The following is an 18,378-nucleotide window of genomic DNA, read 5'->3' as shown; positions in this document are numbered from 1 at the left end:
TACTGGCCGGCCGACGACTTCCCACTCGCGCCCATGAACATCCTGCTCGTCGAAGACGACGCCATGCTCGCCGCCGCCATCCGCGAACGCGCGCGGCAGGAGGGCCTGGCCATCGACCATGCTGGCGACGCCGACGGCGCGCGCCTGCTGCTCATCGACCATGTCTACTCGGTGATCCTGCTCGACCTCGGCCTGCCCGGCGAGTCGGGCCTGGCCCTGCTGCGCAGCCTGCGCGCGGCCTATAACGCGACGCCGGTGATCATCCTCACCGCCCGCGCCCGGATGTCCGAGCGCATCGCCGGCCTGGACGCCGGCGCCGACGACTACCTGGTGAAACCGTTCGAATTCAACGAGCTGTGGGCGCGCATGCGCGCCGTCACCCGCCGCAGCGAAGGCAAGACCGTGCCGCTCCTTGCCTGCCGCAACGTGGTGCTGGACGTGGCGCGCCAGGCCGTGCGCTGCGACGGCCAGCCGGTCACGCTCAGCGCCTATGAATACCGCACCCTGCTCGCCTTCATGGAACGCCCCGGCCACATCATCGCGCGCAGCCACCTGGAGTCGCTGATCTACGGCGCGCACGGCGACGTCGAGAGCAATACGGTCGCCGTGTTCATCCACCAGTTGCGGCGCAAGCTCGGCGAGGACATCGTCGAGACCGTGCACGGCCAGGGCTACCGCCTGGGATCGGCCCGGCATGAACTCGATCCGCGCCCGCGTGCGCCGGGTGTTCGGCCTGGCGCTGGCGTTCTGCTGGATCTGCGGCGTCGGCGTGGTGGTGGTGTACACCGCCAGCAATGAGCACAGCCTGTGGGACGGCAAGCTGCAATCCTTCGGCACCCGCCTGCTGCTGTCGCTGCCGGCCGAGGAGATCAACGACGGCCCGTTCGGCCCCAGCCTCGAACTGCCGCCCGAGATGCAGCGCGATCCCGAGAATTTCGCGATCCAGGTCTGGAGCAACGACCGGCGGCTGGTGATCCGTTCGCCGGCCGCGCCCGCGACGCCGTTCCAGCCGAGCTTTCGCAACGGTTTCGCCACCCTGGAGGCCGGCGGCCAGGCCTGGCGCGTGTACACCATCTCGGACCGCCACAGCCTGGTCTCGGTGCAGGTCGCCAACCTGCAGAGCGTGATCGACCGCGAGATGGTGGGCGAGACGCTGGCCGCGCTGGCCATGATGACGGCGGTGCTGGTGCTGGTGGCGCTGTTGCTGCTGCATGCGCTGGACCGCTCGCTGCGGCCGCTGTCGGTGATCGAGCGCGCGCTGTTGCGGCGCGAAGCCTTCGACCTGACGCCGCTGCCGGTGGCGGCGCTGCCGGTCGAGCTGCAACCGCTGGTGACGTCGTTCAACCACCTGCTGCTGCAGCTCGACAAGGCGGTGGCCAACGAGCGGCGCTTTTTGGGCGATGCCGCCCACGAGCTGCGCACCCCGCTGTCGGTGCTGCAGGCCCACGTCGAGGTCGCCCTGCATGCGCGCCACGACGACGAACGCCGGCAGGCGCTGGCGATGCTGCAGCAGGGCGTGCGGCGCAGCGCGCGCATGGCCGAGCAGTTGCTGGACATGGCGCGGCTCGATGCGATGTCGTGCTCGATGTGCATGGCGCCGCTCGACCTGGCGCAGCTGGTCGAGCACGTGCTGCACGAATACGCCTACCACGCGCAGAGCCTGGGCTGCCGGCTCGACGCCGACACGGCGCCGGCGCCGGTCCACGGCAACCTGGACGAACTGGCGACCCTGCTGCGCAACCTGCTGGACAATGCGGTGCGCTTCGCGCGCGACGGCGGCCGGGTGCTGGTGGCCTGCGGCGTGGGGCCCGAGGGACCGTGGCTGAGCGTGGCCGACGACGGTCCCGGCGTGCCGGAGGCCGAGCGCGACGCCATCTTCCAGCGCTTCTACCGGCTGCCCGGCAACCAGGGCCGCGGCAGCGGCATCGGCCTGTCGCTGGTGGCGGCCATCGCGCGCCTGCACGGCGCGCGCATCGGCACCGGCGGCGGCCTGGCGGGCAAGGGCTTCGCGGTGCGCGTCGCCTTTCCCGCCATCAGAACGCGTACAGATAGCCCAGCTTGATGCTGCTCTCCGTGGAGCGCTCCACCAGCGGGCTGTCCTTGATCTCGCTGCCCAGCGACCTGGCGCTGACGTCGATGAAGACGTGGTGGCGGCGCTGGATCGCATAGCCGAAGCGCACGCCGGCCTCGATCGCCTGCGACGCGTCGCCGCTGTAGGCGCGCCGGTCCGGGCGTACTTCATTGGCGCGCACGCCATAGTAATAGGCGACGAAATCCTTGTCGTACCACTCGGCCGAGATGCGCGGCGTGACGGTGAGCGCGCCGCTACGGAACTCGCGGTTCAGCTCCAGCTTCAGGCGCCTGCCCTCAGCATCGCCAGTGGCGGCGGTGAATTCGCCCGCCACGCTCACGGCGCCGCTGCGCCAGGTCGCGGCGCCGCCCAGCCACAGGCCGCCCTTGCGCTCTTCCATGCCGGCCAGGTAGGGCGAATCCTTGGCTTCGTAGCCGTCGTTGGCATAGCGCGCGCGCAGGCGGAACTGCAGCGGGCCATAAGAGGGCAGCTTGTAGTCGATGCGCGCGCCGAACACGCTCAAGTGCTTGCCTTCATACAGCACCAGCGGCAGCGGATCGACTTCGTCGTCGAAGTCGCGCAAGGGGCTTTTATCCAAGCCGACGCCCAGGCCCAGTCCCCACTGGGAGGTTTTGGGCGAAGCTTCGGCGGCGACCTGCTCGGGCGCCACGACCTGGGCAGATGCGGACGCAGCGCAGGCCAATGCGGCAGACGTGGCCAGGATGCGGGCGGATTGAAGTGCTTGTTTCATCGATTTCCTCTATTGGTCAAGAAGGGGGTTGGTCAGGACATCCCGGGGCCGCCGGCGCAGGCCGGCCACGGTCACGAATACCGCCGGCACCACGAGCAGGCTGAGAAGGGTGGAAGACAGCAGGCCGCCGATCACGGCGATCGCCATCGGCTGGCGAAAACTGGCGTCGGCGCCCAGGCCGAGGGCGATCGGCAGCATCCCGGCGATCATGGCCAGGCTGGTCATCAGGATCGGCCGCGCACGCTGGCGGCAGGCGGCCAGCGCCGCCTGTTCGGCGGAGAGACCGTGTTCGCGCATGCCGAGCACCGCGTACTCGACCAGCAGGATCGAGTTCTTGGCGACGATCCCCATCAGCATCACGAGCCCGATCATGGACGGCACATCGAGCTCGCTGCCGGTGGCGAGCAGCGTCGCGAAGGCGCCGCACAGGGATAGCGGCAAGGCCGACAGGATGGTGAAGGGCTGGAGAAAATCGCCGAACAGCAGCACCAGCACGCAGTACATGCAGATCACGCCGGTAATGAGCGCGCCGCCGAAGCCGGCCATCAGCTCGCCCGCGATCTCGGCGTCGCCGCCCCCGAGCAGCTGCACGCCGGCCGGCAGCGCCTGCGCCGCCGGCAAGGTCATGACCGCTGCCTGCGCCTGGCCCAGCGACACCGATCCCAGGTCGGCGCGTAGCGTCACGTGGCGCTGGCGGTCGTAGCGGTCGATCCTGGCCGGTCCGTTCTCGAGCGCCAGTTGGGCCACGCTGGCCAGCGGCACCAGGCCGCCATCGGCCGGCACCCGCAGCTTGCCGATGGCATCCAGGTCGGCGCCCAGCGCGAGCGGCATCTGCACCCGCACCGGCACCTGGCGCGCATCGAGGTTCAGCTTGGGCAGGCGCGCGCGGGTGTCGCCGGCGGTGGCAATCCTGATGGTCTCGTTGATGGCGAGCGTATTCACGCCGCGCTCGGCGGCGCGCGCGGCGATCGGCCGCACCACCAGTTCCGGACGCTCCACGTCGGCGCTGGAGCGCACGTTCGACAGACCCGGCACGTCGCGCAACTGGCGTTCCAGTTCCGCGGCTGTCGCCTGCAGCGCGGGCACGTCGGCGCTGGCCAGGATCAGTTCGATCTGCTCGCCCATGGCGCCGCCCACGCCGTAGCGGGCGCCGGGCACGTCCTGCAATGCGCGCCGCACCGCGGCCTCGATCGCCTGCTGCGACGGCCGTTCGCCGCGTGCGGCCAGGCCCAGGGTCAAGGTCGCACTGCCCACGCCGCCGCCGACCGGCGCATCGAGGTCGCTGCCGGCGCCGCCGATGCTGGCGAATACCGAGCGTACGCCGTCGATGCCGGCCAGCGCCAGGCGCGCGCGCTCGGCGGCCAGCCGGGTGTCCGCCAGGGTGCTGCCGGGAGCCAGCTCGACCTCGATATTGATTTGACCGCGGTCGGCGGCCGGCATCAGGCCGGTGTCGATGAAGGGAATCAGGGCCAGCGAGCCGGCGAACAGCAGCACGGCCGCGGTGAGCGTGGCGCCGCGGCGCGCCAGGCACCAGCGCACCGCGTGCAGGTAGTGGCGCATCGGGCGGCCTTCGGCGGCGTCGTGCTGCACGCTGCCGTGGCCCATGAAGCGCGCGGCCATGATCGGCGTCAGCAGGCGCGCCACCAGCAGCGACGCCAGCACCGCGAACACCGTGGTCCAGCCGAACTGGCGGAAGAACAGGCCCGGCACGCCGCTCATCATCGCGGTCGGGATGAATACCACGACCAGGGTCGCGGTGGTGGCGATGACGGCCAGCGCGATCTCCTCGACCGCGTCGCGGGTGGCGCGCAGGGCCGATTTGCCCATCTGGCGGTGGCGCGCGATGTTCTCGACTTCGACGATCGCATCGTCGACCAAAATGCCCACCACCACCGCCATCGCCAGCAGGGTCAGGGTGTTGAGCGTATAGCCCAGCCAGTCCATCAGCAGGAAGGTCGGCAGGATCGACAGCGGCAGGGCAGCGGCCGCGACCAGGGTAGCGCGCCAGTCGCGCAGGAACCACCACACCACCAGCACCGCCAGCAGCGCGCCTTCAACCAACATCTGCATCGAGCCGCGGTATTGCTCCATCGTGTAGTCGACGCTGCCGGCGACCAGGTCGAAGCGCATGCCGTCCCGCATTCCGTCCGTTTCCAGCGCGCGCAAGGCCTGCCGCACGCCCTCGGCCATGCGCACCTCGTCGGCGCCGCGGGCGCGGTAGACGGCGAAGCCGGTCACCGCGCGGCCGTCGAGCAGGGCGGCGGAGCGCGGCTCGGCCACGCCGTCGGTGACACGGGCGACCTGGTCCAGGCGCACGCGCCTTCCCTCTCCCAGCGGGATGGCCAGCGCCGCCAGTTCCCGTGCCTGGCGCACGGTGGCGACCGTGCGCACCGCCTGTTCGCCCGCGCCCAGGCGGCCCATGCCGCCCGAGGCTTCGCCGGACGCCAGCGCCAGGGCGCGCGACAGGTCGGTAACGGTCACGCCCAGCGCTGCCATCGCGGCCGGATCGGCCTCGATGCGCACTTCGCGCTCGACGCCGCCCAGGCGCACCACGCGCGCCACGCCGGGCACGGCCAGCAGCGCGCGGGTGACGCTGTCGTCGACATACCAGGACAGCGCCTCGCCATCGATGCGGCTCGAAGCCAGCGCATAGGTGACAGTCGGGTCGCTGCTGGAACTGGCCGCGCTCACCGAGGGCGGCTCGAGATCCGGCGGCAGGTCGGCGCGCACCCGGTCGACCGCATCCCTGGTCTCGATCAGCGCTTCCGGCACCGGCTTCTCGAGCACGAACTCGGCGCGGATATGCACCAGGCCGTCGCCGATCGTGGTGACGACGTGCTTCAGGCCGGCCAGGCTGGCCAGCGAATCCTCGACCTTGCGCGCGACCTCGGTTTCCAGCTGGGCCGGCGCGGCGCCCGGCTGCGCCAGCAGGATGTTGATCTCGGGCCGCTCGATATCCGGCATGTTCTGGATCGGCAGCCGCTGGAAGCTCATCGATCCGGCGAGCGACAGCAGCACGAACAGGAGCACGGCCGGGATCGGGCGCTGCAGGGACCAGGTGGCAAAATTCATGCGCGCGGCCCTCCGCTGGCGGCGGCCGGCGCCACGTGTATCCGGTCGCCGTCCTTCAGGAAGGCGGCGCCCTGCCCGACCACACCCACGCCCGGCGGCAGCGGAGAGACGATCTCGCTGCGTTCTCCCTGGCGCCGGCCGACCGTGACCTGCAGTGCGCGCGCCACGCCGGCGTCGGCGTCGGCCACGAAAATCCAGCTGCGGCCGTCGCGCAGCACCACGCTGTGCGCGCCGACCGTCATGGCTTCGCTGCTGCCCAGCGCGATGCGGCCGCTGGCATACATGCCGGCCCTGGCAGCGCTGCGCGGGTTGACATCGGCATAGACGGTCGCCAGGCGCGTTTGCGGATCGAGGCGCGGCGCCGCCTGGCGCACGACGGCCGGCGCGAGGCCACCGTCCGGCAGCGCGAGTTCGATGTGCTGGCCGGCGCGCATCTGGCGCAGCTGCAGCGGCGTCAGTTCGGCGCGCCATTCGAGGCGGTGCCGGCGGATGATGCGAAACAGTTCGTCACCGGCGTTGGCGACGGCGCCCGGCGTGGCGCTGCGCGCACTGACCACGCCGTCGTCGGCGGCGCGCACGTCGGCATAAGCCAGCAGCAGGCGCTTGGCGCGCAACTGGGCCCGGGCCAGCGCCACCTGCGCTGCGGTGGTGTCGGCCTCGGTCTCGGCCTGCTGCACGTCCTGGCGGCTGACGGCGCCGCTGGCGGCCAGCTTGCGCATGCGCTCGCGTACTGCCCCTGCCTGGCGCGCATTGGCCTGCGCCTGCACCAGCGCCGCCTCCAGCTGGGCCGCTTCGGCGCGCGGCAGCGCCGCATCGAAACGCGCCAGCAGCGCGCCGCGGCGCACCGTGTCGCCGACCTCGACACTGACCTCGGCCAGCGGCAGGCCGCTGGTGCGGGCGCCGATCACCAGTTCCTGCCAGGGCTCGATCGCGCCGTGGGCCTCGATGCTGTGTTCCCAGCGCAGCCGTTGCGGCGGCTCGAGCGTGACCGTCAGGGCCGGCCGGCTGGCGGGCTGCCGGCTTTCCTGTGCCGGCCGCGTGACGAACGCCAGCAGGCCGGCGAAGATCGCGAACGACGCGCCGGCGCCGACGATAAGCGTGCGGCGAGAAAAATGGCTGAGGCGGGACGGCAACGGTGACATGGACACTTCGGCGGCGGATTACGCCGGCCGGGATCGGCGGGCGTACCGTGGCGGACCACGGCGAAGCGAACAATGCCAAGCTGCGATTAATGGTGTTTTAAGGCATGAAAATGCGCTGGAAATAATATCCGGCAATATGAAATGAAGGGTGGGATGAGAAGCACTTCATTTCATTTTCGCGGTAGCGAGAAGCGTTTTCAATAATGATTGAGAACGGTTTTCATTACACCGCATTTTGTGGCTAAATCCGTGATTTAATGCGCTTTTTTCGCTAAATTTCTCTCTTTTGAGGGCATATTTTGCCGGCTTGTTTGATATCATTGAGCCCATTCAAAATCACTACGGGGCACTCCAATGAAAGGCGATCAAAACGTCATCCGTCTGCTGAACGCACAGCTGACCAATGAACTCACCGCAATCAATCAGTATTTCCTTCATGCGCGCATGTACCGCCACTGGGGCCTGGAAAAACTGGGCAAGAAAGAGTACGAAGAATCGATCGGCGAAATGAAGCACGCCGACAAGCTGATCGACCGCATCCTGATGCTGGACGCACTGCCGAACCTGCAAGCGCTGCACAAGCTGCTGATCGGCGAGTCGACCCAGGAAATGCTGGAATGCGACCTGAAGCTGGAACGCGCTGCGCAAGTGACCGTCAAGGAAGGCATCGCCGCCTGCGAAGCGGCCGCCGACTACGTGTCGCGCGACCTGTTCCTGATGATCCTGGAAGACACCGAAGAGCACATCGAGTGGCTGGAAACCCAGCTCGACCTGATCGTCAAGGTCGGCATCCAGAACTACCTGCAGAGCCAGATCGCTTCGTAATGCCCACCGGCCGGCACTCGCCGGCCTTCACGCGCTGGCATTCAACGCCAGCGCGTCATCCACTTGTCGTAGAACCCCATATCCCTTGGCACCGCGCCGGGAATCGCGCAGATCGCGCCGGCGAATTCGTTCGCGCGCGCCAGGCTCGTCTCGAGCGGCCAGCCGCGCACCCGTCCCAGCAAAAAGATCGCGGCGAAGGCGTCGCCCGCCCCCACCGTGTCGATCACGAAGGGCGGGGCCGGAATATCGCGCTGGGTCAGCACCTGGCCATCGCTGCCGAAGTACACAGAGCCGCGGTGGCCCAGGGTGACAATCAATGCGTCGAGCGAGAACATCTTCAACAGCGCCTGGCAGGAGGCATGCACCTCGTCGGCGGACAGCGGCGGGTCGTCGGGCTTGATCTGGAAGTACCAGCCGAACAGGACCTGCAATTCTTCTTCGTTGACCTTGACGATGTTCGCCGCCTGCAGCGAGCGGGTGACGCCGCGCTCGTCGTACTGGCCGTCGCGCAGGTTCAGGTCGAGGAAGCGCGCAGCGCTGCCGGCGCATTCATCCAGCAGCCCCTTCAGGGCGCCGCGCGACACCTCGTTACGCTGGGCCAGCATGCCGAAATAGACGATGCCGGCGTCGACGCCTTGCGCGCTCGCCACGGCCGCCGCGCGGTCGATGAAATCGTAGGCCTGGTTCGGCAGGATCGTGAAGCGGTGGCCGCGCGGGCCGCGCTCGACCAGCACGCGGCCGGTTTCTTCCAGCGGATCGCTCTGCAGCCCGGCCTCGCTCATCGCGAAGCGCTCGAACTCGGCGCGCACCAGCTGGCCGCTCTTGTCGTCGCCGATGCGGGTGATCGCCAGGACCGGCGCCATGAAGGCGGCCAGGTGGCGCGCCACGTTGAACGGCGCACCGCCGACCACCTGCTCGGCGTTGAAATCATCGACCAATGCTTCGCCGAACACCACCGCGGTGGCCATGCCCTGCGCCCCGCTCATGCGAGGAAGGGGACGGTGTCCTTGAACGACTGGCGTTCGGACAGTTTGTCGAACAGGCGCGCCAGGTTCGGGTAGTCGCCGCGCCAATCGATGTCGGGGAAGCGGAAGGCGATCCAGCCCAGCGCGCAGCCGACGGCGACGTCGGCCAGCGAATAGTGGTTGCCGGCGCAGAAGCTTGCCTCGCCCAGGCGCTCGGACATCACGCGCAGGCCGGCGTGCACCTTGCCCCACTGGCGGGCGATCCATTCGGGGCTTTGCTGGGCCTCGGGGCGCAGGGTGGTTTCCAGGCGCACCAGCACGGCGGCGTCGAGCACGCCGTCGGCCAGCGCTTCCCAGACCTTGACTTCAGCGCGGTCGCGCCCGTTCGGCGGCAGCAGCTTGCAGACCGGCGTGAGGGTGTCGAGGTATTCGGCGATCACGCGCGAATCGACCAGTGCGCTGCCATCTTCCATCACCAGGCATGGAACCTTGCCCAAGGGATTGGTCTGCTGGATGGTGGTGTCGGCGGCCCAGACATTCTCCTGGATAAACGAATAGTCGAGCTTTTTCTCCGCCATCACGACACGGACCTTGCGGACGTAGGGGCTGGTGACCGAACCGATGAGTTTCATGGAAGCACAGAGTTGGGAATCGAAACCCAGTATAGCATCGGGCCCTGCCGTAAAACCTGCGCTGTCGCCGCCCCAACACATCCAGAAACCGCGGCATGCGCAAGGGTTCGCCGCCCGTCCAGTGGTAAAATCCGCGTTTTTGACCGCCACTGCTGCCATGACCTCTACCGCCCTGTCCCCTACCTTGTCGGCCCTGTCCCCGCTCGACGGCCGCTACGTCTCGAAAACCGACAAGCTGCGCCCGATCCTGTCGGAAACGGGTTTCATGCACCACCGCGTGAAGGTCGAGATCGCGTGGCTGCAGGCGCTGTCGCAGGCCGGCTTCGCCGAAATCAAGCCGTTCTCGGCCGAAGCAAACGCTCACCTCGACCGCATGGCGGCCGAGTTCGGCGAGAAGGATGCCGCGCGCATCAAGGAAATCGAGGCGGTCACCAACCACGACGTCAAGGCGGTCGAATACTGGCTCAAGGAACAAGTGAAGGACGTGCCCGAACTGGTCGCGGCCAGCGAATTCATCCACTTCGCCTGCACCTCGGAAGACATCAACAACACCTCGCACGGCATGATGCTGAAAAGCGCGCGCGACGGCGTGCTGCTGCCGGCCCTGCAGGCGATCATCGCCAAGCTGACCGAGATCGCCCACGCCAATGCGGCGCTGCCGATGCTGTCGCGCACCCACGGGCAGACCGCCAGCCCGACCACGCTCGGCAAGGAATTCGCGAACGTGGTCGCGCGCCTGCAGCGCGCCGCCAAGCGCATCGCCGACGTCGAAATCCTGGGCAAGATGAATGGCGCGGTCGGCAACTACAATGCCCACCTGTCGGCGTATCCATCGTTCGACTGGCCGGCCTTCTCGAAAGAAGTCATCGAGCAGCGCCTGGGCCTGACCTTCAATCCGTACACGATCCAGATCGAGCCGCACGACTACATGGCCGAGATGTTCGACGCCATCGCGCGCACCAACACCATCCTGCTCGACCTGAACCGCGACATCTGGACCTATGTCTCGCTGGGCTACTTCAAGCAGAAGCTCAAGGCCGGCGAGATCGGTTCGTCGACCATGCCGCACAAGGTCAACCCGATCGACTTCGAGAACTCCGAGGGCAACCTGGGCCTGGCCAATTCGGTGCTGCGCCACATGGCCGACAAGCTGCCGGTGTCGCGCATGCAGCGCGACCTGACCGATTCGACGGTGCTGCGCAATATCGGCGTCGGCTTCGGCTACGCGCTGCTGGCCTATGACAGCTGCCTGCGCGGCCTGAACAAGCTCGAAGTGAACGCCGCCCGCCTCGAGCAGGACCTGGACGCCAACTGGGAAGTGCTGGCCGAGCCGGTGCAGACCGTGATGCGTCGCTACGGCATCGAAAATCCGTACGAGCAGCTGAAGGAACTCACCCGCGGCAAGGGCATCACCCGCGAAGCGCTGCGCGAGTTCATCGGGACGCTGGCCGTGCCGCAGGAAGCCAAGGACCTGATGCTGGCGATGACGCCGGCGAATTACACGGGGTTGGCGGCGAAGCTGGCGGCAGAGATCTAAGCGTTATCCTCAGCACGTCGTTCCCGCGCAGGCGGGAACCCAAGTCCTTCGCGTGGCCATTGAAATCGAGCGCTGGTAGCTGCGCATGAGCCTTGGGTTCCCGCCTTCGCGGGAACGACGTTTACGGGCAGACAAAGAACAGTTATCCGGCTGCCCTTAATAATCCCACCGCACCTTGACGCCCACCCGGCGCTCGAATTCCGCCCAATACGTGCTGGAGCCAAATTCCGCATGTCCGCCGTTCAGGTTCTCTCCATACACCGACAAGGCCAGCCCCGGCCGCACACGCCAGCCGAAGCGCGCGTCGAGCGCCGTGTACGACGCCACGCGTGACGCCGGCATCTCGCCGACCCGGCGCAGCGTGACGTCGATCTCGCGCGCATCGTCGAGATTGAAGTTCGACCGCAATTGCGCCGTATGCGAAGGATCGCGCCGCGCCACCCGCAAGCCCGCCACATCGTTGCTGCCCGGCTTGAGGCGCAGGCGCTGGTGCAGCGCCGTCCAGCCGGCCGACAGGCGCCAGCGCGGCATGGCTTGCCAGCTGCCCCAGGCTTCGATGCCGCTGCCGCTGCCCTCCATCAGGCTGGCGAACACCAGGTAGCTGCGGGTGGGATCCAGTTCCTGCGTGCGCAGGTGGTCGTAGTCGTGGTGGAACAGGGTAACCGAATACGACAGCGTCGCCGCCGGCTGGCCGCGATAGCCCAGCTCGATCACGCGCGCCACTTCGCTCTGCACCTCGGGGCCGCCACGCAGGATGTACGGCGGCTGGCCCGGCACCCAGGCATCGACGTCCAGCCGCGACGGCGCGCGCACCGTGCGCGAGGCCGAGGCCCACAATGCGTGCTGGGGCGACAGGCGCCACGACAGGCGCGCGCTCGGCAGGAATTCCGTGCCCGTGTAGTGGTTGTACTCGGCGCGCGCGCCGAGCGTCAGGCGCCAGTCGTCGCGCAGCGTGATCTCGTCCTGCACGAACAGGCTGCCCCAGCGCTGCGTGGTGTGGGCCGGCAGGAAGGCCACATACCGGCTGTTGCCGACCCGGTCGCGCGAATGGCGGTAGTTGGCGCCCCACACGATGTCATGCGCATCCGCGCTGGGCAGGGTGTGCTGGAACTGCAGGTCGGTCGTCGTCAGTCGCTCGGTGAACAGTGGCGGCGCCTCGCGCACCGTGTGGTCGAGGTAGGCCTGCACCGCGACATTGCCGCCATCGTCCAGCGCGCGCTGCCAGCGCGCCGTCAGGTTGGCGCCATCGGATCGAACGCGACCGAGATCGGCCGGACCGCCCGGGACGGCGATTTCGCCCGGTTGCGGCTGGTCGAGCCGGCCCTGGTGGACATTGCCGATCACCGTGAACGCGTCGCCACCCCGTTCCCATTCGGCGCGCGCACCGAGCATCGCGCGGCGATAGCGGTCGTCGATGCGCCCGCCGCCGACCCGGTCGCTGTCGTCGCGGCGCGCATATTTGCCGTAGGCGCGCCAGGCCACGCCGCCCTCGCTCGTGCCACCCTGGCGGAAAGCCGCGCCGGCCGCGCCATCGTTGGCGCCATGCGCAGCCAGCATGCCGCCCTGGGTTGCGCGCGCCGAGCGCGTCGTGATGTTGATGACGCCGTTCACCGCGTTCAGGCCCCACAACACGCCGCCCGGACCGCTGACCACCTCGATGCGCTCGATATCCTGCAGCAGCACGTCCTGCGCATCCCAGAACACGCCCGAGAACAGCGGGGTGTACACCGAGCGGCCGTCGACCAGCACCAGCAGCTTGTTGGAAAGCACGCTGGCGCCGCTGTTCAGGCCGCGCGCGCTGATCGAATAACCGTAGCCATTGATACGCGCCACGTGGAGATTCGGCGCCAGGCGCAGCGCCTCGGGCAGCGAGTCGGCGCCGGAGCGGCGGATGTCGTCGGCCGTGATGACGAACACGGCCGCCGGCGCATCCTGCAGGCGTTCGGGACGCTTGGACACCGAGGTCACCTGGATATTGGCCAGCTCCTCGATCGACAGGTCGGCCAGGTCGTCCTGCCCACCGGCGACGGCAATGACAGGCCACGCCACGCAGGCCAACACAAAGTTACGGCAGCAATAAGTAATAAACGCGCTCATGTCCCGATTTTACATTCGGCTGAGCCAAAGGTGCAGTTTTTACAAGTACGTGCTAGTGTTTGATGCAAAAAAACGCAGTCGAGCACGGTGACCGCTTTTTTGCTATAGTTGGTTAGTTCTAACTCGTACTAGTTACCTGAAGATAAATATGCGCCGCTATACGCTGCCTGCCATCGTGCTGCACTGGCTGATCGCCATCGCGATCATCGGCACGTTTACGCTCGGACTGGTGATGACCGACATCCAGGGCATCACCATGGCCAAGCTGCGCTACACCAACTGGCACAAATGGGCCGGCGTGACGGTACTCGCGCTGGCCGCGTTGCGCCTGCTGTGGCGCCTGTTCATCCATCCACCGCAGTACGCCGACGCCATGCCGGCCTGGCAGCGCGGCGCCGCCCACGGCCTGCACATCCTGCTGTATGTGCTGATGTTCGCGGTGCCGCTGTCGGGGTATTTCTTCAGCCTGGCCGCCGGCTTCCCGGTCGTGTATTTCGGCGAGATCCCGCTGCCGGTGCTGATCGGCCCCGATCCCGAACTGCGTGCCGTGCTGCGCGGCGTGCACTACTGGCTCAATATGCTGCTGGCCGGCCTGGTGGCGCTGCACGTGCTGGCCGCATTCAAGCACCTGCTGGTCGACCGCGACGGCGTGATGCAGCGCATGCTCCCCATTCCTACCCCCAAGGAGAAACAATGAAAGCACTCAAGGCCGCCCTGCTCGCGACCGCGATCGGCGCCAGCGCCCTCGCCATCGCCGTCCCCCTCAAGACCGACAACGCCAGGAGCAGCGTGTCGGCCGTGTTCAAGCAGATGAACGTGCCGGTCGAGGCGCCGTTCCGCACCTTCAGCGCCAGCATCGACTACGACGCGGCCAAGCCGGCGGCATCGAAGGCCAGCGTCGAGATCACCACCGCCAGCTTCGACATCGGCGACCCGATGTACAACAAGGAAGTCGCCAAGAAGGAATGGTTCAATTCCGCGCAATTCCCGAAGGCCAGCTTCGTGTCCACCGCCATCGCGCCGGCCGGCGCCGGCAAGCTGAACGTGTCGGGCAAGCTGACCATGAAGGGCCGCACGGCGGACGTCACCTTCCCGCTGACGGTCAAGGCCGAAGGCGGCAAGCAAGTATTCGAGGGCCAGCTGCCGATCAAGCGGCTGGCCTTCAACATCGGCGAAGGCGAGTGGAAAGACACCAGCATGGTCGCCGATGAAGTCGTCATCAAGTTCCGCGTCACCGCAGCACCGTAATCTTCACCACCACCAGACCTTACCAAGGACTATCGCCCCATGAAAATCAAGCACCTGATCGCGGCCGCCGCCGCCCTCGCCGCCAGCACCGCCTTCGCCGCGCCGGTCACCTATGACATCGAGCCGAACCACACCTACCCGAGCTTCGAGGCCGACCACATGGGCCTGTCGGTATGGCGCGGCAAGTTCAACAAATCGAGCGGCAGCGTGACCCTGGACCGCGAAGCCAAGACCGGCTCGCTGGACATCACCGTCGACATCAACAGCATCGACTTCGGCCACGACAAGATGAACGAGCACGCCAAGAAGCCGGACATCTTCGACGCCGCCAAGTACCCGACCGCGACCTTCAAGTCGAAGTCGATCAAGTACACCGGCGACGTGCCGACCTCGGTCGACGGCGAGCTGACCCTGCACGGCGTGACCAAGCCGCTGACCCTGCAGATCAACAAGTTCAAGTGCATCATGCACCCGATGCTCAAGAAGGAAGCCTGCGGCGCCGACGTGGTCGGCACCTTCAAGCGCGACGACTTCGGCATCAGCTTCGGCCTGCCGAACTTCTCGCCGGAAGTGAAGCTGGCGATCCAGGTCGAAGCCGTCAAGCGCTGATCGACGAGTCGACGCCAGCAGTAAACAACGTCGTCCCCGCGAAGGCGTGGACCCAAGTTTTCCAGCGTAGTGCCTACGTTTTTAATGCAGTAGGCGAGCGAAGGACTTGGGTCCCCGCCTGCGCGGGGAGTCGTTACTGCCAGTGGCAGTAACGACGTGTTTTTGGCGCGTACGATCAGTGCTCAGCGGCTCTGATCAGCGGCCGTCGCGATCGAAATCACCCGGGATCGCGCGCTCGACGCGGTGCCAGCCGGCGCGGGTCGCGCCCTTGGCCTGCTCCCACTTCAGGCGCGAATTGCCCTTCGAGCGTTCCCACTCGCCGGCCAGGTGGCTTTCGTTGGCGTCGTAGCCGCCATCGTACTTGCCATAGCTGTTGTAGCCCAGCGCATAGGCCGGCGCATAATCGTCATAGGTATAGCCCGGCGAATAATACGGCTGGGTCTGGTACTGGGTGCGCCAGTATTCGTTTTCCTCGTGCGGATTGACCATGTGGCCGACGCCCTTGCCGGCCGCGCCGCCCGCCAGGCCGCCGATCGCCGCGCCCGCCGCCACGCCCAATGGGCCGGCCGCCGCGCCGATGATCGCGCCCGCCGTCGCGCCGCCGCCGGCGCCCACGCCCTGGGCCAGGTGGTGGTCGCGCAAGTCGTCGCCGACCTTCGGATTGACCACTTCGCCCGCGCCACGGCCAGCCGCGCCGCCGGCCAGGCCGCCGACCACGGCGCCCGCCGCCATCCCGATCGGGCCGCCCACGGCGCCCACCGCCGCACCGGCCGCAGCGCCGGTGCCGGCACCCACGCCCTTGGCCAGGTGGTGTTCAGCCAGGTCGTCGCCGGCCTTCGGATTGACCACTTCGCCCACGCCCTTGCCGGCGACGCCGCCCGCCACGCCGCCAACCACGGCGCCGGTGACGGTGCCGATCGGGCCGGCCACGGTACCGACCGTGGCGCCCAGCGCCGCGCCGCCCGCGATGCCGAGGCCGGCGCCGATCACGTGCGAGCCGCCCTGCTTGGTCCAGGATTCCTGGATATGGGCCGCATCTTCGTCGGAGCGGGTGTGCACGCCCATCACGATGCCGCCGTTCTTGATGCCTTCTTCATAGTGCTTCGCGCGCTCTTCGGGGATGCCGGCGCCGATCAGGGCGCCGATCAGGCCACCGGTGATGCCGCCCGCGCCGGCGCCGGCCAGGGCCGCGGCCAGCGGACCCGCGACCACCACGCCCAGGCCCGGCAGCACCAGGGTCGTGCCCACGGCGGCGATGCCGGCCAGGACCGCGCCGATGGTACCGCCGATGCCGGCGCCGATGCCGGCGCCTTCGGCCGCCTTGCTGCCCAGTTCGGTATCTTTATCCGCGAAGTGGGTCGTGCGGGTGGCGTCGGACATCATCAGGTTGACGTCGTCACGGCCATAGCCGCGGTCGGATACGGTGCCATAGGCGCGTTCGGCGCTGGCGCGGTCAGGGAACAGGCCGGTGACCATGCGCTGGTTCTGGTACTGGCGATTGCTGTCGTAGCTGCTCATGACGAATCCTTTCAAGTAGTTGGGGTGGCCAGGCGCGCTAGCGCGTCACTGCCCTGAACATCCACCATAAGCCGATGGGCTGTACGGCTCTGTTCGATGACGCACGGTCCGGGCAGCCCCGGACAATCAACAGGCCGGTGCATGAACAGCGATGCAAAAACGCTATCTAACGTGAGTTGCCGCACCGACCTGATGGGAACGCATCTCTAGACTTTTTCCCATGGTCACGGCAATTGTTGGGCCTGGGGTATGTCTTTTCACTTGAGGAGGAAGCAACCATGTTATTCATCATCTGGATCGTCGTCGGCGGTATCCTGGGCTGGCTTGCCAGCATGGTCATGAAGACCGACGCAGAGCAAGGCATCATTCTGAACGTCGTCGTCGGTATCGTTGGCGCCTTCCTGGGCGGCTGGCTGCTGTCGCCGCTGTTCGGCACCGGCACCATCAACTCGGACGACTTCAGCGTCGCTTCGCTCCTGGTCTCGTTCCTGGGCGCGGTCATCCTGCTGGCCATCGTGAATCTGCTGCGCCGCGGTCGCGTTCGTTAATGAGTACGACACGCCACCTGTAAAAACCAACGCCGCAAGCGTTGGTTTTTTTTCCTCTGCGGTTTTATTGATGAGCCCAAAAATGTTCTGGACAGTGTTGATCACGATCGCCGCGACGCTGGTGCTGGGCGTTCTCGCGTTAAACTTCATGCCGAGCGAGAAACAGATCGAGCGGCAACTGACACGGCAGTACGACACCCACGATCCGCAATTCCGCCGCTCGATGGGTGTGCTGCTGGGTCCCCCTATTCTTGAAGGAAACAAGGTCGAGGCCTTGATCAATGGCGACCAGATCTTCCCCGCCATGCTGGCCGCGATTCGCCAGGCGGAAAAGTCGATCAACCTGGAAACCTATATTTACTGGTCGGAATCGATCGGCAAGGAATTCTCCGAAGCGCTGTCGGAGCGCGCCCGCGCGGGCGTGAAAGTGCACGTCATGCTCGACTTCATGGGCAGCATGAAGATGGACAATGCGCTGGTGGACGATATGAAGAAGGCCGGCGTGCGCGTGCAGCGCTACCACAAGCCGGTCTGGTGGAAGCTGGCGCGGATGAACAACCGCACCCACCGCAAGCTCCTGGTCATTGACGGCAAGATCGGCTTCACGGGCGGGGTCGGCATTGCCGACCAGTGGCGCGGCAATGCCGAAGACGAGAATCACTGGCGCGACAGCCACTTCAGGGTCGAAGGCCCGGTGGTCGGCCAGATCCAGGCGGTATTCAACGACAACTGGACCAAGGCCACCGGCGCCGTGCTGGACGGCCCCGACTATTTCCCGGCGCTGGAGCCGAAAGGCACGATGCCGGCCCAGATGTTCTCGAGCTCGCCGACCGGCGGCAGCGAGAGCATGCACCTGATGTACTTGATGTCGATCACGGCCGCGCGCGAGACGATCGACCTGTCGGCAGCCTACTTCGTGCCGGACGACCTGACCATCCGCACCCTGATCGCGGCGGCGAAACGCGGCGTGCGCGTGCGCCTGATCACGCCGGGCCCGATCATCGACTCCGACCTGGTCAAGGCCGCTTCGCGCGACCGCTGGCCCGAGCTGCTCGACGCCGGCGTGCAGATCTCGGAATACAAGCCGACCATGTACCACGTCAAGACGCTGATCGTCGACAAGCTGCTGGTGTCGGTCGGCTCGACCAACTTCGACAACCGCTCGTTCAGCATCAACGACGAAGCCAACCTGAACGTGCTGGACGAAGAATTTGCCATGCAGATGAGCGAGATCTACGAACAGGACTGGGCGCGCGCCACGCCGGTGACCGAGCACAAGTTTGCCAAGCGGCCGTGGTGGCAGCGTTTCAGCACCTGGGCGGTGTCGCTGATCGACAAGCAGTTGTAGTCAATACAGAAGAAA

General features: G+C 67.1%; 16 protein-coding genes. 9 read left to right on the top strand and 7 right to left on the bottom strand.

Translation table 11 applies throughout. The features are described 5' to 3' along the window. Positions 1–33: 33 nt before the first annotated feature. Positions 34–798, top strand: coding sequence for a response regulator (locus Q9246_RS00315; RefSeq protein WP_306394548.1), 765 nt, complete (start codon positions 34–36; stop codon positions 796–798). Next, entirely contained in the window at positions 695–2,062 is a 1,368-nt protein-coding gene (locus Q9246_RS00310; protein ID WP_306394546.1) for an ATP-binding protein, read from the top strand. Before Q9246_RS00315 ends, Q9246_RS00310 begins: the two co-directional genes overlap by 104 nt. Here Q9246_RS00310 and Q9246_RS00305 read toward each other — a convergent pair. From Q9246_RS00305 to Q9246_RS00295, 3 genes are read right to left on the bottom strand one after another with little or no spacing between them, the layout of a single operon-like run. Beyond that, a complete protein-coding gene (locus tag Q9246_RS00305) occupies positions 2,034–2,822 on the bottom strand; it encodes a MipA/OmpV family protein (RefSeq protein ID WP_306394544.1) in 789 nt (262 codons plus the stop codon). The two genes, Q9246_RS00310 and Q9246_RS00305, sit on opposite strands and share 29 nt — an antisense overlap. Positions 2,823–2,831: 9 nt before the next feature. After that, positions 2,832–5,894 (bottom strand): efflux RND transporter permease subunit, encoded by a 3,063-nt coding sequence (locus tag Q9246_RS00300; RefSeq protein ID WP_306394541.1) that lies wholly within the window; start codon positions 5,892–5,894, stop codon positions 2,832–2,834. Beyond that, a complete protein-coding gene (locus Q9246_RS00295) occupies positions 5,891–7,036 on the bottom strand; it encodes an efflux RND transporter periplasmic adaptor subunit (protein ID WP_306394540.1) in 1,146 nt (381 codons plus the stop codon). Before Q9246_RS00295 ends, Q9246_RS00300 begins: the two co-directional genes overlap by 4 nt. Positions 7,037–7,390: 354 nt before the next feature. Here Q9246_RS00295 and bfr point away from each other — a divergent pair, with 354 nt between their 5' ends. Then, positions 7,391–7,861 carry a bacterioferritin gene (gene bfr / locus Q9246_RS00290; protein WP_306394538.1) on the top strand — a complete coding sequence of 157 codons (471 nt, stop codon included), beginning with the start codon at positions 7,391–7,393 and terminating at the stop codon, positions 7,859–7,861. Positions 7,862–7,902: 41 nt separating this feature from the next. Here the strand turns inward: bfr and Q9246_RS00285 are convergent, their stop codons facing one another. Then, the gene (locus Q9246_RS00285) at positions 7,903–8,829 is read right to left on the bottom strand and encodes a PfkB family carbohydrate kinase (protein WP_306394536.1); all 927 of its coding nucleotides are present in this window, start codon (positions 8,827–8,829) and stop codon (positions 7,903–7,905) included. 14 nt (positions 8,830–8,843) lie between these two features. After that, complete coding sequence (locus tag Q9246_RS00280; protein ID WP_306394533.1) at positions 8,844–9,458, bottom strand: glutathione S-transferase C-terminal domain-containing protein; 615 nt, start codon at positions 9,456–9,458, stop codon at positions 8,844–8,846. 157 nt (positions 9,459–9,615) lie between these two features. Here Q9246_RS00280 and purB point away from each other — a divergent pair, with 157 nt between their 5' ends. Further along, positions 9,616–10,995, top strand: a complete 1,380-nt coding sequence (gene purB, locus Q9246_RS00275; protein ID WP_306394531.1) for an adenylosuccinate lyase — start codon at positions 9,616–9,618, stop codon at positions 10,993–10,995. A gap of 156 nt (positions 10,996–11,151) precedes the next feature. Here the strand turns inward: purB and Q9246_RS00270 are convergent, their stop codons facing one another. Further along, the gene (locus tag Q9246_RS00270; protein ID WP_306394530.1) at positions 11,152–13,044 is read right to left on the bottom strand and encodes a TOL_0244 family TonB-dependent receptor; all 1,893 of its coding nucleotides are present in this window, start codon (positions 13,042–13,044) and stop codon (positions 11,152–11,154) included. Between the two features lie 196 nt (positions 13,045–13,240). On the opposite strand from Q9246_RS00270, the gene Q9246_RS00265 reads away from it, so the two are divergent. The 3 genes from Q9246_RS00265 to Q9246_RS00255 are packed head-to-tail and all read left to right on the top strand — an operon-like array spanning position 13,241 to position 14,949. Further along, a complete protein-coding gene (locus Q9246_RS00265) occupies positions 13,241–13,789 on the top strand; it encodes a cytochrome b (RefSeq protein WP_306394528.1) in 549 nt (182 codons plus the stop codon). Continuing rightward, positions 13,786–14,340: a YceI family protein gene (locus Q9246_RS00260; protein WP_306394527.1), complete on the top strand. Its 555-nt coding sequence runs from the start codon at positions 13,786–13,788 to the stop codon at positions 14,338–14,340. The genes Q9246_RS00265 and Q9246_RS00260 overlap by 4 nt, the downstream gene beginning before the upstream one ends. A gap of 39 nt (positions 14,341–14,379) precedes the next feature. Beyond that, on the top strand, positions 14,380–14,949 hold the full coding sequence (locus tag Q9246_RS00255; protein WP_306394525.1) for a YceI family protein: 570 nt from the start codon (positions 14,380–14,382) through the stop codon (positions 14,947–14,949). A gap of 195 nt (positions 14,950–15,144) precedes the next feature. Here Q9246_RS00255 and Q9246_RS00250 read toward each other — a convergent pair whose 3' ends face one another. Next, the gene (locus Q9246_RS00250; RefSeq protein WP_306394523.1) at positions 15,145–16,467 is read right to left on the bottom strand and encodes a hypothetical protein; all 1,323 of its coding nucleotides are present in this window, start codon (positions 16,465–16,467) and stop codon (positions 15,145–15,147) included. 278 nt (positions 16,468–16,745) lie between these two features. Between Q9246_RS00250 and Q9246_RS00245 the strand changes: the two genes are divergently transcribed. Together Q9246_RS00245 and cls are read left to right on the top strand one after the other, a co-directional pair. Continuing rightward, a complete protein-coding gene (locus Q9246_RS00245) occupies positions 16,746–17,015 on the top strand; it encodes a GlsB/YeaQ/YmgE family stress response membrane protein (RefSeq protein WP_005664749.1) in 270 nt (89 codons plus the stop codon). Between the two features lie 82 nt (positions 17,016–17,097). After that, the gene (gene cls, locus Q9246_RS00240) at positions 17,098–18,363 is read left to right on the top strand and encodes a cardiolipin synthase (protein ID WP_306394520.1); all 1,266 of its coding nucleotides are present in this window, start codon (positions 17,098–17,100) and stop codon (positions 18,361–18,363) included. Positions 18,364–18,378: the final 15 nt, after the last annotated feature.

The sequence above is a fragment of the Telluria beijingensis genome, from assembly GCF_030770395.1.
Lineage (GTDB): Bacteria > Pseudomonadota > Gammaproteobacteria > Burkholderiales > Burkholderiaceae_D > Telluria > Telluria beijingensis.
This window is presented reverse-complemented; position numbering and strand designations above follow the sequence as displayed.

Bases quoted from the DNA above. Each gene is read 5' to 3' on its own strand.
- Q9246_RS00315 (WP_306394548.1), top strand. From the start codon at position 34: ATGAACATCCTGCTCGTCGAAGACGACGCCATGCTCGCCGCCGCCATC.
- Q9246_RS00310 (WP_306394546.1), top strand. From the start codon at position 695: ATGAACTCGATCCGCGCCCGCGTGCGCCGGGTGTTCGGCCTGGCGCTG.
- Q9246_RS00305 (WP_306394544.1), bottom strand. From the start codon at position 2,822: ATGAAACAAGCACTTCAATCCGCCCGCATCCTGGCCACGTCTGCCGCA.
- Q9246_RS00300 (WP_306394541.1), bottom strand. From the start codon at position 5,894: ATGAATTTTGCCACCTGGTCCCTGCAGCGCCCGATCCCGGCCGTGCTC.
- Q9246_RS00295 (WP_306394540.1), bottom strand. From the start codon at position 7,036: ATGTCACCGTTGCCGTCCCGCCTCAGCCATTTTTCTCGCCGCACGCTT.
- bfr (WP_306394538.1), top strand. From the start codon at position 7,391: ATGAAAGGCGATCAAAACGTCATCCGTCTGCTGAACGCACAGCTGACC.
- Q9246_RS00285 (WP_306394536.1), bottom strand. From the start codon at position 8,829: ATGGCCACCGCGGTGGTGTTCGGCGAAGCATTGGTCGATGATTTCAAC.
- Q9246_RS00280 (WP_306394533.1), bottom strand. From the start codon at position 9,458: ATGAAACTCATCGGTTCGGTCACCAGCCCCTACGTCCGCAAGGTCCGT.
- purB (WP_306394531.1), top strand. From the start codon at position 9,616: ATGACCTCTACCGCCCTGTCCCCTACCTTGTCGGCCCTGTCCCCGCTC.
- Q9246_RS00265 (WP_306394528.1), top strand. From the start codon at position 13,241: ATGCGCCGCTATACGCTGCCTGCCATCGTGCTGCACTGGCTGATCGCC.
- Q9246_RS00260 (WP_306394527.1), top strand. From the start codon at position 13,786: ATGAAAGCACTCAAGGCCGCCCTGCTCGCGACCGCGATCGGCGCCAGC.
- Q9246_RS00255 (WP_306394525.1), top strand. From the start codon at position 14,380: ATGAAAATCAAGCACCTGATCGCGGCCGCCGCCGCCCTCGCCGCCAGC.
- Q9246_RS00250 (WP_306394523.1), bottom strand. From the start codon at position 16,467: ATGAGCAGCTACGACAGCAATCGCCAGTACCAGAACCAGCGCATGGTC.
- Q9246_RS00245 (WP_005664749.1), top strand. From the start codon at position 16,746: ATGTTATTCATCATCTGGATCGTCGTCGGCGGTATCCTGGGCTGGCTT.
- cls (WP_306394520.1), top strand. From the start codon at position 17,098: ATGTTCTGGACAGTGTTGATCACGATCGCCGCGACGCTGGTGCTGGGC.